Source organism: Oerskovia sp. NPDC056781, assembly GCF_042789955.1.
GTDB lineage: Bacteria > Actinomycetota > Actinomycetes > Actinomycetales > Cellulomonadaceae > Oerskovia > Oerskovia rustica.
The window spans coordinates 1-13,711 of sequence record NZ_JBHUAD010000102.1; the positions used below are offsets into that span (position 1 = coordinate 1).

The window sequence follows — 13,711 nt, forward strand, 5'->3', positions numbered from 1 at the left end:
GCCGTCGTCCGGGCCCTCCCCCCGCCGGTAAGGTCAGGGGCATGTTGTCCGAGTCCTCCACCCTGACCGTCACGACGATCACCGACCGCGCCGCCTGGGACGAGCAGGTGCTCGCGATGGGCGGTCACCCGCTCCAGCTCTGGGGGTGGGGCGAGGTCAAGGGGGCCGGGGCCTGGACGCCCCGCCGCCTGCAGGTCGCGGGCCCCGACGGGACCGTGCTGGGCCTCGCCCAGGTCCTGGTCCGCTCGCTGCCCGCGCAGTTCAAGGCGCTCAGCTACGTCCCACGCGGTCCGGTCGTCATGCCCGACGGCGTCGGCTACCCCGCGACGCGCTCGGCCGTGACCGAGGCCGTGGTGCAGTGGTGCCGCAAGAACGTGGGCGGCGTGGGCATCACGCTCGAGCCCGACTGGGACGCCGGGACGCCGCTCGAGCTCGAGGGCGCGGCCCCCGCGGTCAACCCGGTGCTCTACCCGACGACGCTGATCCTCGACCTGCGCAGGACGCCTGACGAGCTCATGTCCGACATGGCGAAGAAGACCCGCCAGTACATCCGCAAGTCCGAGCGCGAGGACCTCGAGTTCCGCCCCGTGACGACGCGCGGCGAGCTCGCGGCCTGCCTGCGCCTGTACCGCCAGACGGCCGAGCGCGCGGGCTTCGGCCTGCACGAGGACTCGTACTACGAGCGCGTGTTCGACGAGCTGGGCGAGCACTCCCCCGTCTTCGCGGCCTTCGCACGCTCGACGGAGGACGGCCCGCACGACCGGCCGGTCTCGTTCGTGTGGTTCGCGGCCTCGGCGCGGACGTCGTTCGAGCTGTACGGCGGCATGGACGAGGAGGGGCAGCGGCTGCGGGCCAACTACGGCCTCAAGTGGTACGCGATCAACGCGATGCGCGACCGCGGAGTGGTGCGCTACGACGTCAACGGGCTGCTCAACGACGGGATCTCGACGTTCAAGCGCGGCTTCGCGTCCCACGAGGACGAGCTGGTCGGGAGCATCGACGTGCCGTTCTCGATGTGGTACACCGCGTGGAACAAGGGCCTGCCGACCGCCAAGAAGGTCGTGCGGAAGCTGCGCGGCGGCAGCTGAGAACAGCCCTGGCGGGCCCGCGTGCCCCGGGGTGCGCGAGACTGCGTATCGTCCCGGATCCGCTCGTCGACCTCCGACGGGCCCGCTCGAACCCCTGCGGTTGGGCGGGTCCGTCAGCACTGGTCGATACTCGGTCTCACACTTTCGTGCATTTTCCTGGTACCGCGGGTAGCCTGTACCAACGCTGAGCGGTGACGCTCAGGGACACCGCCGTCCAGATCAGGAGAAGCCATGACTGTGGCCAGCAAGGGTTCGGGCTCGCGCCGGACCGTCCGCGACGTCGTCTTCGTCGAGGGGGTGCGCACGCCGTTCGGCAAGGCCCGCCCTGACGGCATCTACGCGAACACCCGTGCCGACGACCTCGCCGTGAAGGCCGTGCGCGAGCTGCTGCGCCGCCGCCCCGAGCTCCCGGCGGAGCGGATCGACGAGGTCGCGCTCGCCGCGACGACCCAGACGGGCGACCAGGGCCTGACCCTCGGGCGCAGCGTGGCCGTGCTCGCCGGCCTGCCGAAGTCCGTCCCGGGCTTCGCGATCGACCGCATGTGCGCGGGCGCCATGACCGCGGTCACCACGACCGCGTCGGCCATCGCGATCGGCGCCCAGGACGTGACGCTCGCGGGCGGCCTCGAGCACATGGGCCACCACCCGATGGGCGAGGGCGCGGACCCCAACCCGCGCTTCGTCGCCGAGAGGCTCGTCGACTCGACGGCCCTGGTCATGGGCGCGACCGCCGAGAACCTGCACGACCGCTTCCCGCACCTGACCAAGGAGCGCGCGGACGCGTACGGCGTCGCGAGCCAGGCCAAGTACGCCAAGGCCCTCGCCAACGGCGACGTGACGCCGGACCTCGTCCCGGTCGCGCTGCGCGACCCGCAGCAGGGCTGGGGACTGGCCACGGCCGACGAGCTGCCCCGCCCGGCCACGACCGTCGAGGACATCGCGCACCTCAAGACGCCCTTCCGTCCCGGCGGCAAGGTCACCGCGGGCAACGCGTCCCCGCTGACCGACGGCGCGGCGGTCTCGCTCCTCGCGGCGGGCGACGTCGTGGCCGAGCTCGACCTGCCGGCCCGCATGCGCCTCGTGTCGTTCGCGTACGTGGGCGTCGACCCCGAGGTCATGGGCATCGGCCCCATCCCCTCGACCGAGAAGGCCCTGGCCCAGGCCGGCCTGAGCATCGAGGACATCGGCCTGTTCGAGATCAACGAGGCCTTCGCGGTGCAGGTCCTGGCGTTCCTGGACCACTTCGGCATGCCCGACGACGACGCGCGCGTCAACCAGTACGGCGGCGCGATCGCGGTGGGTCACCCCCTCGCGGCGTCGGGCGTGCGCCTCATGACGCAGCTCGCGCGCCAGTTCGAGCAGCACCCCGAGGTCCGCTACGGCCTGACCACGATGTGCGTGGGCCTGGGCATGGGCGGCACGGTCGTCTGGGAGAACCCGCACCACGCCGACTACTCCGGCCACACGACCGACGAGACGAACGGGGAGAACTGACCCATGAGCACCCAGACCACCGCGCCCCGTGCCGAGCGCGTGACCCACTCCCTCGTCCGCGACGTCGAGCTGCCGGGCGGTGCAGGCACGCTCGCGCTTCTCACGCTCGACAACGGCCTGGACCACACCAAGCCCACGACGCTCGGGCCGGGCGGCATCGCCGAGCTCACGGCCGCGCTGACCGCGCTCCAGGCCCGTGCCCTGCGTGGCGAGATCACGGCCGTCGCCGTCACGGGCAAGCCCTACTTTCTGGCGGCGGGAGCCGACCTCACGCAGGTCGCGGGCGTCCGCACGCGCGACGAGGCCCTCGAGCTGGGCCGGGGCGGCCACGCGGCCTACCGCCTGCTCGGCGAGATGGGCGTCCCGACGTTCGCGTACATCAACGGCCTGGCCCTGGGCGGTGGCCTCGAGGTCGCGCTCAACTGCGACTACCGCACGGTCGCGACCGACGCCCCCGCGCTCGCGCTCCCCGAGGTCGGCCTGGGCCTGGTCCCAGGCTGGGGCGGCGCCTACCTCGTGCCGCGCCTCGTGGGCATCGAGAAGGCCATGGACGTCATCCTCACGCGCCCGAGCGCCAACAAGCCGTTCAAGGCCAAGGAGGCCTTCGAGATCGGCCTGGCCGACGCGCTGTTCGAGGCCCCCGACTTCCTCGAGTCCTCGATCCGCTGGACCGCCGACGTCGTGCGCGGCACCACGGTCGTCGAGCGCCGCGAGCTCGACCCGGCCCCGGTGTGGGACGCGGTCGTGGCCGGTGCGCGCAAGCAGCTCGACGCCGTCGTGCACGGGTCCCGGCCCGCGCCCTACCGGGCCCTGGACCTCCTGGCGGCGGCTCGCACCGCGACCAAGGACGAGGCCTTCGCCGCCGAGGACGAGGCCCTGGCGGACCTCATCATGTCCGACGAGATGCGCGCGAGCGTCTACGCCTTCCAGCTCGTCTCGCACGGCAAGCGCCCCGCGGGCGCCCCGGACCCGAAGCTCGCCCGCCCGGTCACCTCGGTCGGGATCGTGGGCGCGGGCCTCATGGCGGCCCAGCTCGCCCTGCTGTTCGCGCAGCGCCTGGGCGTGCCCGTGACGATGCGCGATCTCGACGCCGAGCGCGTGCAGCACGGGCTCGACTACGTCCGCACGACGGTCGAGAAGCTCGTCACGACGGGCCGCATGAGCAAGGACACGGGGGCCAAGGTCCTGTCCTCGGTCCACGGGACCACGGACATCACCGAGTTCTCGCGCTGCGACTTCGTGATCGAGGCCGTGACCGAGGTCCTGGGTCTCAAGAAGAAGGTCTTCGCGGAGCTCGAGGGCATCATCGGCCCCGACACGATCCTCGCGACCAACACCTCGGCCCTGTCGGTCACGGAGATGGCCGCGGACCTGGCGCACCCCGAGCGGGTCGTGGGGCTGCACTTCTTCAACCCCGTCGCGCAGATGCCGCTCGTCGAGGTCGTCCGGGCCGAGAAGACCTCGGACGAGGCCCTCGCGACGGCGTTCGCGGTCTCGAAGGCCCTGCGCAAGACCGCAGTGGGCGTCGCCGACCGTCCGGGCTTCGTGGTCAACCGCCTGCTGGTGCTGCTCCTGGGCAAGATCGTGGAGGCCGTCGAGAACGGCACCTCGGTCGAGGTCGCCGACCGCGCGCTGCGCCCGCTCGGCCTGCCCATGGGTCCGTTCGCGCTGTTCGACCTCGTGGGTCCCGCCGTGGGCCTGCACGTCCTGACGTCGCTGCGCGAGGACCTGGGCGACCGCTTCCCGTCCTCCCCCGGGCTCGAGAAGCTCGTGGCCGAGGGCGCCAAGGTCGTCCTGCCGGCCCCGGCGCGCGGCATCCCTGCGAGCGTCGACCCGGCGATCCAGGCGTACTTCGGCACGGGCGAGGCCGGCGGCCCGGGCGCCCTCGACGAGGCGGGCGTGCTGGATCAGGTCCTGACCGCTCTCACGACGGAGATCGGCCACATGCTCGACGAGGGCGTCGTCCAGGGCCCCGAGCAGATCGACCTCTGCATGATCCTGGGTGCGGGCTGGCCCTTCCACGACGGCGGCATCACGCCGTACCTGGACCGCACGGGGTACTCCGAGAAGGTGCTGGGCCGCCGTCTCCTGCCCGACGGCGTCGCGAACGTCCCGGCGCAGGTCGCCTGACGCGTCGCTCGTGACTGACTGCTGAACCCGGGGGGTCGGGCAACTCCGAGTTGCCCGCCCCCCCCGGTTCGGCGTCTGACTGCTGGGTCACAGGGAGCGGTGGTGATGCGACGCGGTGATAGCGTCACGGGGCGCTCGATCCGTGGCACCTCTGCCGCCGGTCGTCGCCAGGAAGCCCCGCTCCCCCGCCGACGCCCCCAGGAGATCCCGCCCGATGACCGCGCCCGACGCCCTCCGCCCCACCACGGAACAGGCGCGGGCCGTCGTCGCCCGGGCCGACGAGGTCGCCGCGCTGCTCTCGGCCCTCGCCGGGGCGCCGGCCCGGTTCCGCGAGCACGTGCGCACCGCGTTCGGGTCGAGCCAGCAGGACAAGGTCCTGGCCGAGCTCTCGGCCATCGGGGTCGAGCGGCTGCGCGAGGTCAGCGGCGAACGCCTGCGCGTGGGCCGCCTCGTCGACGGCGGCATCACGACCGTCGGTGACGTGCTGCGCGCCGGACCCGCCGGGCTCGAACGGCTGCCCGGGATCGGCCCGCAGACCGCGACGCACTGCCTCGCGGCCGCAGCCCAGATCGCCCACGCCGTCCAGGAGACCCTGCGGTTCCGCATCGACGACGCCCCCGGCGACCCGTACACGACCGCCCTCGTCCAGGCCCTCGCTGGGCTCGACGCGGCGCGCACTGCCACCACGGTCCACCGGCAGGTGGTCGTCACGTTCCTCGAGGGGCACACCGAGCACCGGGTCGCCGCCCAGGAGGCGACCCGCGCGGTCCGGACGTTCTTCTCGCTGCCCGCGCGGCGCCGTCGGGCAGCGGACGGCGTGCAGGCACTCGCGCGGCTGGTCGCCGACGCCGAGCGGTCCGGGGCCGTCGCGGCCGCCGGGCGCATCGCCGCCCTAGACGCCGCGCCCGTCGACGCCTTCGAGGCGTGGACGGACTTCCGCGCGCGCTCGGCGACGTACTACGCGCTGCTCGACGACGTCGTGGACATCGGGCGCGACCTCCAGGCGACCGAGGGTCACCTGCCGCCCGAGCTCCTGGCCCGGGTGAACGAGCAGCCGCTCGACCAGTCCCTCCTGACCGCGTCCCTGCGCGGCTACCAGGTGTTCGGGGCGCGCTACGCCCTGGCTCAGCGGCGCACGATCCTCGGCGACGAGATGGGGCTCGGCAAGACCGTGCAGGCCATCGCCGCGATGGCGCACCTCGCTGCGGGCGGCGCGACGCACTTCCTCGTGGTGTGCCCCGCGAGCGTCATGACGAGCTGGGTGCGCGAGGTCGCGTGGCACTCGACGCTGCGCTCGCTCGACGTCCACGGCCCCGAGCGTGCCGAGGAGGCCGCGCAGTGGGCGCGCGAGGGCGGCGTGGCCGTGACGACGTTCGAGCAGGTCGGGCTCCTGCCGCTCGACCTGCCCACACCCGCGATGCTCGTGGTCGACGAGGCGCACTACGTCAAGAACCCCGAGGCCAAGAGGTCGCAGGCCGTGGCCGCCTGGGCGGGGCGCACCGAGCGCGTGCTGTTCCTGACCGGCACCGTCATGGAGAACCGCGTCGAGGAGTTCCGACGCCTCGTCGCCTACCTCCAGCCCGACGTCGCCGAGCAGGTCAGCGCCGCGCACGGCGCCGCGGGGGCCGAGAGGTTCCGGCTCGCCGTGGCCCCCGTGTACCTGCGGCGCAACCAGGAGGACGTGCTCGAGGAGCTGCCCGAGCTCGTCCAGGTCGAGGAGTGGGAGTCGTTCGGTCCGGCCGACGGCGCCGCCTACCGCGACGCGGTCCGCGAGGGCAGCTTCATGGCCATGCGCCGGGCCGCGTACGCCGTCGACCACCCCGAGGACTCGGCCAAGGTGCGCCGGCTCGTCGAGCTCGTCGAGGAGGCCACGGGGAACGGCCGCAAGGTCGTCGTGTTCACGTACTTCCGCGACGTCGTCGACCTCGTGGTGCGCGCGCTGGGCGACCTCGCCGCCGGGCCGCTCACCGGGTCCGTGGGGGCGAGCGCCCGTCAGACGATCCTCGACGACTTCACCGCGTCACCCGTGCCCCGGGCGCTCGTGAGCCAGATCGACGTGGGCGGGGTCGGGGTCAACCTCCAGGCCGCATCCGTCGTCATCCTGTGCGAGCCGCAGGTCAAGCCCACGACCGAGGCACAGGCCGTCGCACGCGCCCACCGCATGGGCCAGGTGCGCACCGTGCAGGTCCACCGGCTGCTCGTCGCTGACACGGTCGACGAGCGCATGGTCGAGATCCTCGGCACCAAGGCCCGGCTGTTCGACGCCTACGCGCGGCGCAGCGTCCTGGCCGACGCGCTGCCGGGCGCGGTCGACGTGTCGGAGGCCCGGCTCGCGCAGACGATCGTCGCGGCCGAGCAGGCGCGGTGGCTGGGCGGGGAGCCTGTCGTGGCGGGTGGGGCCGGGGCGCAGGACGCCGTCGTGCGGGACGCGCCGACTGACGACGATCTGTGGGGCGCTCAGAGCGCCCAGCCCTAGGGCGTTCCGCCCACGTCCGGCGAGGCGGGCTCGGCGGCCGGGGCGAGCGTGGCGGCCAGCACCAGCCAGCGCTCGTCCGTTCGCACCCAGAGGCGGGTGTAGACCAACCGCGCGGAGACTGCGACGTCACCCTGGATCGCCTCCACGGCGGCGACCAGCCTGGTCACCCCGCTCACGGCGTCCTCCCGGACGTCGAGCGACTCCTCCTCCAGGCGGGTGATCCGCAGCGCACCCGAGCGGTAGTTCTCCAGGTCGTCGTCCTTGGAGAACACCGACCCGTCGGGGCCGACGCCCACGCACCGAGGATGCAGCAGCGCGTCCAGCGCGTCGACGTCGCCCGCACGCTGGGCGGCCTGGAGCGCGTGCTCAGCAGCGAGAAGACTCATCGCCCGAGTGTATGCGCCCGAGCGCGCCACGGCTGGGACGCTGACGGGTTGCTGCTGGGTGGCTGAGGAGGACCAGCCGTCGAGCGTGACCGCCATGGCGGTCACGGCCTCACCCCGCCACGTCGGCGGTCTTGAGGTCCTCCACGAACGACCGGAACTCGTCCAGCTCCTCGGGGCAGTAGACCTCGATGATGAGCAGCTGCCCCTGGACCACGCGGCTGTCCGCGACGACCGGCCGGGCGCCTGGTCCGGTCGCACCGTTCGCGAGCTGCGCGAGCAGGGTCGCCCGGCTGAGCGCCTCGTTGGGGTTCGCGCAGGTCGCGCCGCCGTCGTCGCCGAGGACGCGCACGACCTGGTCCTTGTCGGGAGTGCGCACCCCGGCGTCCTCGAGCGCCGCGATGAGCTCGTCCGCCTTCTCCGACGCACGCGCCGACTCCCTGACAGTAGTGAACGCGAGGATCCCCCACACGACCATCGCGACGAGGATCACGCAGGCGCCGACGTAGATCCACCGGCGCTCGTGCCGCGGCTGGCTCTCCTCCGGCGTGCTCATGAGGCCACCTCCGTCGACTCGGCCTGCTTCCAGGTCGGCTTGCGGAACCGGTAGAACAGGAACGGCACGAACAGGCCCAGGCCGAGGGCCCCGCCACCGACGACGAGGAAGTAGACCAGCGGGCTGCCCGAGGAGAACTGCGACGGTGGGACGAACCCGACCAGCAGAGCCGCCAGCGAGGCTGCGAAGCCCACGCCGCACAGGCTCACGAGCATTGGGGCCCGGAAGCCGCGCGGGTGGTCGGGCTGGCGGCGGCGCAGGTTGATCGCCGCCACGAACATCAGCAGGTACATGATCAGGTACACCTGCGTCGTGATGACCGAGAAGATCCAGTACGCGCTCGAGACGTCGGGGATCAGTGCGTAGGCCAGGCCGATCACCGTGGTCACGATGCCCTGGACGACCAGGATGTTCTGCTGGACCCCGTTCTTGTTGAGCCGCTGCAGGAACGGTGGGAGGTACCCCTCCTGCCGGGAGATGAGCAGCAGGCCCTTGGACGGGCCGGCGAGCCACGTGAGCATGCCACCGAGCGAGGCCGTGACGAGCATGATGCCCACGATCGGCGTCAGCCACTGCCACCCGAAGTTGGCGAAGACCGCGTCGAAGGCCTGCATCACGCCGGCCGTGAGCGAGAGCTCCTCGGCGGGCACGATCCAGCTGATGGCCAGCGCGGGAAGGATGAAGATCGCCAGCACCATGCCCATCGCGAGGAACATCGACTTCGGGAACTGCTTCCCGGGGTTCTTCAGCGACGACACGTGGACCGCGTTCATCTCCATGCCGGAGTAGGACAGGAAGTTGTTGACGATGAGGACGAGGCTCGAGAGCCCGGCCCAGGCCGGCAGCAGGTTGTCGGCCGTCATGGGCGCCGCGGACTCGTTCCCCTGACCGAGGAACACGACGCCGAGGGTCACGAGCACGACACCAGGGATCAGGGTCCCGATGATGAGCCCCCCGCTCGCGAGACCTGCGACGCCCTTGGTGCCGCGCGAGGAGACCCAGACGCCGGACCAGTAGACGACGATGATCACGGCCGCGGTCCACACCCCGCTGCTGGCGAGCGCGGGATTGATGACGTACGCGAGCGTGCTCGCGACGAACCCGAGCAGGCTCGGGTAGTAGAAGATCGTCATGGCGAACTGGCACCACACCGCGAGGAAGCCCATGGGCTTCGAGATGCCCTCGGAGACCCACTTGTAGATGCCGCCTGTCCACCCGGAGGCGAGCTCCGCGGAGACCAGCGACGTCGGCAGTAGGAAGACGACCGCGGGCAGCAGGTAGAGGAACACGCAGGCCAGGCCGTAGACGGCCATCGTGGGCGCGGCGCGCAGGCTCGCGACCGAGCTCGTCGTCATCATCGCCAGCGCGACCCAGGAGATCCACTGGGTGTTCGTCGCGCGCGTGCGGGCGGCCGGGACCGCCGCGGCACCGTCGACGGGAAGGTCGGCGGGGACGTCCGCGGCGCTCATCGCGCGTCCTGCGGGGGTGCTTGCGTGGTCATCACTGCCTCCGTCGACGTCGTCGGTCAGGCCTTGGTTCGAGTGTGCCGCCCGAGGAACCGGCCGCACCTCATCCAGATCGGGTGAACCGCACCGTCCGGGGAGGGAGCGCTCAGCCCCGGTCCGAGCCGGTCTGTCCCGCCGTCGCCGAGGTCGGCAGCGTGAACGACACGGCCGCGGCCGCCGCCGCGGAATCGTCGAGCGTCCCCTTCGTCGCGCGGTGGCGGCCGATCACGAAGGCCATGAGCACGCCGAGGAAGCTGAAGATCGCCATCATCCACGCGGCGGCCGCCAGTCCCCCTGCCAGGGCCTCGCTCTGCGCTGCCCCTGCGGCGGTCCGGTTGGCGATCACGTTGCCGTATATGGTGGCGGCCAGCGCCGTCGCGACCGCAGCGCCGACGTACCGGGCCATGTTGGAGATCCCCGAGGCACCGCCGACCTGGTTCTCGGGCACCGCGGCCGTGGCCGCGGCCGACGCAGGGCCGTTGGACAGGCCCATGCCGACCGCGATCGCGACCAGCGGCAGCAGGAACGCGCTGTACACCCAGGTCTCGTTCACGAGGCCCACGATCACGAACCCGGCCGTCGTCAGGGCGAAGCCGAAGCCGATCGTCTGCCGACCGCCGATCTTCGCCGCGAGACGCGGCACGAGCGGGGCGATCACCACGAGTCCCACGGTCGCCGGGAGCGTCGCAAGCCCCGCCTGGAGCGGGCTGAAGCCCAGCGTGGCGGGGTCCTGGAAGTACAGGCTCAGGAGGTACATCAGGCCGTTGATCGTGCCCGCGCCGATGAGGATCGCGACGGTCGAACCGACCAGGACCCGGTTGCGCAGCAGGGCGAGGTCCACGAGCGGGACGGCCACCCGCCCCTCGACGACGACGAACGCGACTGCCGCCCCGACGCAGACCGCGAAGCACCCCAGCGTGGCCACCGAGAACCAGCCCCAGTCACCGCTCTTGGTCACGCCCAGGATGAGCGGGGTCAGCGTCAGCGCGATGAGCACGGTGCCCGCGTAGTCGATCGTCCTCGGTCGGTCGGGGTCCCTCGACTCGGCGACCGTCAGCGCCGTCAGGACCATGCACAGGACCGCGATCCCCGCGTCGATCCAGAACAGCCCCTGCCACCCCGTGACGTCGACGAGCACGCCGCCGACCAGCGGACCGGCCGCGGCTCCCACGGCCGCCGCGGCGCCCCACAGGGAGACGGCACGGAGCTGTGCGTCGCCCGCGTTCGCGACCGACAGGAGACTGAGGCCGCACGCGAGGATCGTCGCCCCCGCCGCGCCCTGGATCACGCGACCGGCGATGACCATGCCCCCGGACCCGGCCAGCGCGATCATCACGCACGACACGACGAACAGCAGCAGGCCGAGCTGGAACACCCGACGACGGCCGAAGACGTCGCCCAGCGAGCCCGAGGTGACGATGACCGCCGCCCCGACGAGCGAGTACCCCGTCACGGCCCACTGCAGCGTGGTCACGGACGTCCCGGTGTCCTCGGAGATCGCCGGGAGCAGGATGCTGACCGCCGACGTGTTCGCGTTGACCACCAGGGTGGAGATGCACGTGGCCGCGAGCACCCCGCCGGCCTTGGCTCCGACCTGTCCATCGACCTGCGCAGCGTTGCTCATCGCACTGCCCTTTCCCGTGACGGGCTCGGGGCGGGTACCCCTCCCACACGGTAGGGCAGATGGCCGCGGCGCTCCTGTCGAAACGGCCCGCGACCAGCCGGGGTGCCGCCGCGGCGCTAGTCCTCCCAGCCCATGCGGAGCACCTCGAACGCGGTGGCGTGCTCGACACCCATGCGGGCGCCGCCCGCCCGGGACATGGTCGCGAGGAACTCGGCCGGGTCGAAGTGCTCCCACCCGAGGCCGGCGATGTAGGCGGCGTGGGCCTTGAGCGAGGCCACGCCCGCGTCGAACGTCTCCGTCACGTCGACGCCGTGGGCCGCGTCCGGGGAACCCGCGACCCAGACCTGCCGCACGCCGCCCCACGGCTCCAGGCCCGCCTCGACCTGGTCGTGGAAGACCCAGCGGTTGCCCGCGTCGCGCACGGCGTCGACGACGGCACGGCCCGTCGCGATGTGGTCGGCCTGGTTGAGCATCCCGCCCGGGAACGTCTCGCGGTAGTTCCCCGTGATGACGACCTCGGGACGGTGGCGCCTGATCGCCGCCGCCACGGCCGACCGCAGCGGCAGCCCGTACTCGAGCACGCCGTCGGGCAGGCCGAGGAACTCGACCTCGTCCACGCCCACGATCGCGGCCGAGGCGACCTGCTCGGCCTCGCGCACGGTGCGCGCCTCGCCGGGCGCGAGGCCGTCGATCCCGGCCTCGCCGCTCGTGACCATGGTGTAGACCACGGTCTTGCCCTGCCCGGTCCAGCGCGCGACCGCCGCGGCCGCGCCGAACTCCATGTCGTCCGGGTGGGCGACGACCGCGAGCGCCCGGGTCCAGTCCTCTGTCAGCGGGTTCAGGGGGGTCTGAGGTGGGAGGTCCATGCCTCCCACGGTATGCCCGGGCGCCGTCGCGTGGTGGGGTCAGCGGATCGCCGCGACCGCCTCGACCTCGACGAGCTGGTCGTCGTACCCGAGCGCGGCGACGCCCAGCAGCGTGCTCGGCGGGTCGTGCGGGGCCAGCGCGTCGCGCACGACCTCCCACGCTGCCACGAGGTCGTCCTGGGACGTCGAGGCGACGTACACGGTCGTCTTGACGAGGTCCCCGAAGGTCGCGCCCGCGTCCTCGAGCGAGACCCGCAGGTTAGTCATGGTCTGCGCGGCCTGGGCCCGCACGTCCCCGACGCCCACGGTCGCCCCGTCGGCGTCGAGCGGGCACGCACCCGCGGCGTAGACGAGACGGGCACCGGACGGGACGACGGTCGCGTAGGCGTACTCGGCGACGTCGGACAGGCGGGGGCTGCGCACGAGCCGTGCGACGGGGGTCTCAGGCTCGGTGGTCGACGGTGCGGCGGGGGCAGAAGGCACGGGTTCTCCTCGGGGTCGATGGGGCGTTCCTCGATCCTCCGTCATCCGGGCGCGGGGATCCAGGCATTTCGGGCTCGGCGACGGCCAGGGGGTGCGCGATAGCGTGGCTCCCATGACGTCGAACGGTTCCCCGGGAACGCGCCACGCCACCGCGACACTCCACGACGGCGGCACGATCCGCGTCGAGGTCACGGGGACGGGCCCCGCCGTCCTGCTCCCGGTCGACCCGGTACCGGCCACGGGGCCGCGGGCCGACGAGCTCAGGACGTGGGGCGTCGACCCCGCGCTCGGCCGGGCCCTGGTCGACGCCCTCTCCCCCACGTTCTGCGTGGTCGCGGCCGACTACGAGGGGCACCGCATGGCTCACCCGGCCCCGGACACGCTGAGCCCGGAGAACGTCGCGGCCGACCTGCTCGCGATCGCCGACGCCGCAGGCGCCGAGACCTTCGCGTACTACGGGTACTCGTGGCTCGCGCTGAGCGGCCTCCAGCTGGCGCTGCGCACGACGCGCCTGAGCGCGCTCGTCATGGGCGGATTCCCTCCGCGGGGTGGGCCGTACGCGGGCATGCTCGCGGTCACGCGCGCGACGCACGCCATGACGACCGAGGCACCCGCAGCGCCCTCGACCGAGCCGACGGACGGCCCGACGGCGCAGCGCGAGGCGAGCGACGTCGTCGGGCAGGAGGAGCGTGCGCAGGCGACGGACGACGCGGCGACCACGGCCCGGGACCCGGAGGGCTTCGACTGGGACGCGTTCGACATGACGCTCGGCGAGGGGCAGACGCGCCAGTTCGTGACGCTGTACGAGGCGCTCGAGGGGTTCGACGACCGGGCGGCGCTGACCGCGGTGGCCTGCCCGCGCCTCGCGTTCGCCGGGTCGGCCGACGAGATCGACTACGGGGAGAGGTGGGGCGGGGTGCACGTGAGCATCGGTGGCGCGCTGGCCGCGCACGCCGACGAGCTGCGAGCCGCGGGCTGGGACGTGCGGCTGCTCGACGGTCTGGACCACACCCGGGCCATGCAGCCGGACGCTGTGCTGCCGGTGCTGGGCCCGTGGTTGGCCTCCGTGCTCACCGGGGAATGAGGAGCGGCCCCCGGATCACAGG

At 72.8% G+C, this 13,711-nt stretch carries 11 protein-coding genes; 5 read left to right on the forward strand and 6 right to left on the reverse strand.

What is annotated here, in order from left to right; all coding sequences use genetic code 11:
• The first annotated feature begins 41 nt into the window (after positions 1–41).
• From ACFRCR_RS10595 to ACFRCR_RS10610, 4 genes are all read left to right on the forward strand, one after another.
• The gene (locus tag ACFRCR_RS10595; RefSeq protein WP_377677367.1) at positions 42–1,088 is read left to right on the forward strand and encodes a lipid II:glycine glycyltransferase FemX; all 1,047 of its coding nucleotides are present in this window, start codon (positions 42–44) and stop codon (positions 1,086–1,088) included.
• Between the two features lie 231 nt (positions 1,089–1,319).
• On the forward strand, positions 1,320–2,582 hold the full coding sequence (locus ACFRCR_RS10600; RefSeq protein WP_377677369.1) for a thiolase family protein: 1,263 nt from the start codon (positions 1,320–1,322) through the stop codon (positions 2,580–2,582).
• 3 nt (positions 2,583–2,585) lie between these two features.
• A complete protein-coding gene (locus ACFRCR_RS10605; protein ID WP_377677371.1) occupies positions 2,586–4,712 on the forward strand; it encodes a 3-hydroxyacyl-CoA dehydrogenase NAD-binding domain-containing protein in 2,127 nt (708 codons plus the stop codon).
• A 214-nt stretch (positions 4,713–4,926) separates the two neighbouring features.
• On the forward strand, positions 4,927–7,188 hold the full coding sequence (locus tag ACFRCR_RS10610) for a DEAD/DEAH box helicase (protein ID WP_377677372.1): 2,262 nt from the start codon (positions 4,927–4,929) through the stop codon (positions 7,186–7,188).
• Here ACFRCR_RS10610 and ACFRCR_RS10615 read toward each other — a convergent pair.
• From ACFRCR_RS10615 to ACFRCR_RS10640, 6 genes are all read right to left on the reverse strand, one after another.
• Positions 7,185–7,574: a nuclear transport factor 2 family protein gene (locus tag ACFRCR_RS10615; protein ID WP_377677374.1), complete on the reverse strand. Its 390-nt coding sequence runs from the start codon at positions 7,572–7,574 to the stop codon at positions 7,185–7,187. The genes ACFRCR_RS10610 and ACFRCR_RS10615 overlap by 4 nt on opposite strands.
• A gap of 109 nt (positions 7,575–7,683) precedes the next feature.
• The gene (locus ACFRCR_RS10620) at positions 7,684–8,127 is read right to left on the reverse strand and encodes a hypothetical protein (RefSeq protein ID WP_377677376.1); all 444 of its coding nucleotides are present in this window, start codon (positions 8,125–8,127) and stop codon (positions 7,684–7,686) included.
• On the reverse strand, positions 8,124–9,596 hold the full coding sequence (locus tag ACFRCR_RS10625) for an APC family permease (protein ID WP_377677378.1): 1,473 nt from the start codon (positions 9,594–9,596) through the stop codon (positions 8,124–8,126). The genes ACFRCR_RS10620 and ACFRCR_RS10625 overlap by 4 nt, the downstream gene beginning before the upstream one ends.
• 142 nt (positions 9,597–9,738) lie before the next feature.
• Entirely contained in the window at positions 9,739–11,256 is a 1,518-nt protein-coding gene (locus ACFRCR_RS10630) for an MFS transporter (RefSeq protein WP_377677379.1), read from the reverse strand.
• Positions 11,257–11,372: 116 nt separating this feature from the next.
• A complete protein-coding gene (locus ACFRCR_RS10635; protein ID WP_377677381.1) occupies positions 11,373–12,122 on the reverse strand; it encodes a PIG-L deacetylase family protein in 750 nt (249 codons plus the stop codon).
• Between the two features lie 39 nt (positions 12,123–12,161).
• Positions 12,162–12,605: a RidA family protein gene (locus tag ACFRCR_RS10640; protein ID WP_377677383.1), complete on the reverse strand. Its 444-nt coding sequence runs from the start codon at positions 12,603–12,605 to the stop codon at positions 12,162–12,164.
• Positions 12,606–12,717: 112 nt separating this feature from the next.
• On the opposite strand from ACFRCR_RS10640, the gene ACFRCR_RS10645 reads away from it, so the two are divergent.
• Positions 12,718–13,689 (forward strand): alpha/beta hydrolase, encoded by a 972-nt coding sequence (locus ACFRCR_RS10645; protein WP_377677385.1) that lies wholly within the window; start codon positions 12,718–12,720, stop codon positions 13,687–13,689.
• Positions 13,690–13,711: the final 22 nt, after the last annotated feature.

What these genes read in the sequence shown, in the direction of transcription:
- ACFRCR_RS10620 (WP_377677376.1), bottom strand. Translation starts at nt 8,127, where the DNA reads ATGAGCACGCCGGAGGAGAGCCAGCCGCGGCACGAGCGCCGGTGGATC.
- ACFRCR_RS10645 (WP_377677385.1), top strand. Translation starts at nt 12,718, where the DNA reads ATGACGTCGAACGGTTCCCCGGGAACGCGCCACGCCACCGCGACACTC.
- ACFRCR_RS10600 (WP_377677369.1), top strand. Translation starts at nt 1,320, where the DNA reads ATGACTGTGGCCAGCAAGGGTTCGGGCTCGCGCCGGACCGTCCGCGAC.
- ACFRCR_RS10605 (WP_377677371.1), top strand. Translation starts at nt 2,586, where the DNA reads ATGAGCACCCAGACCACCGCGCCCCGTGCCGAGCGCGTGACCCACTCC.
- ACFRCR_RS10595 (WP_377677367.1), top strand. Translation starts at nt 42, where the DNA reads ATGTTGTCCGAGTCCTCCACCCTGACCGTCACGACGATCACCGACCGC.
- ACFRCR_RS10630 (WP_377677379.1), bottom strand. Translation starts at nt 11,256, where the DNA reads ATGAGCAACGCTGCGCAGGTCGATGGACAGGTCGGAGCCAAGGCCGGC.
- ACFRCR_RS10625 (WP_377677378.1), bottom strand. Translation starts at nt 9,596, where the DNA reads ATGAGCGCCGCGGACGTCCCCGCCGACCTTCCCGTCGACGGTGCCGCG.
- ACFRCR_RS10615 (WP_377677374.1), bottom strand. Translation starts at nt 7,574, where the DNA reads ATGAGTCTTCTCGCTGCTGAGCACGCGCTCCAGGCCGCCCAGCGTGCG.
- ACFRCR_RS10610 (WP_377677372.1), top strand. Translation starts at nt 4,927, where the DNA reads ATGACCGCGCCCGACGCCCTCCGCCCCACCACGGAACAGGCGCGGGCC.
- ACFRCR_RS10635 (WP_377677381.1), bottom strand. Translation starts at nt 12,122, where the DNA reads ATGGACCTCCCACCTCAGACCCCCCTGAACCCGCTGACAGAGGACTGG.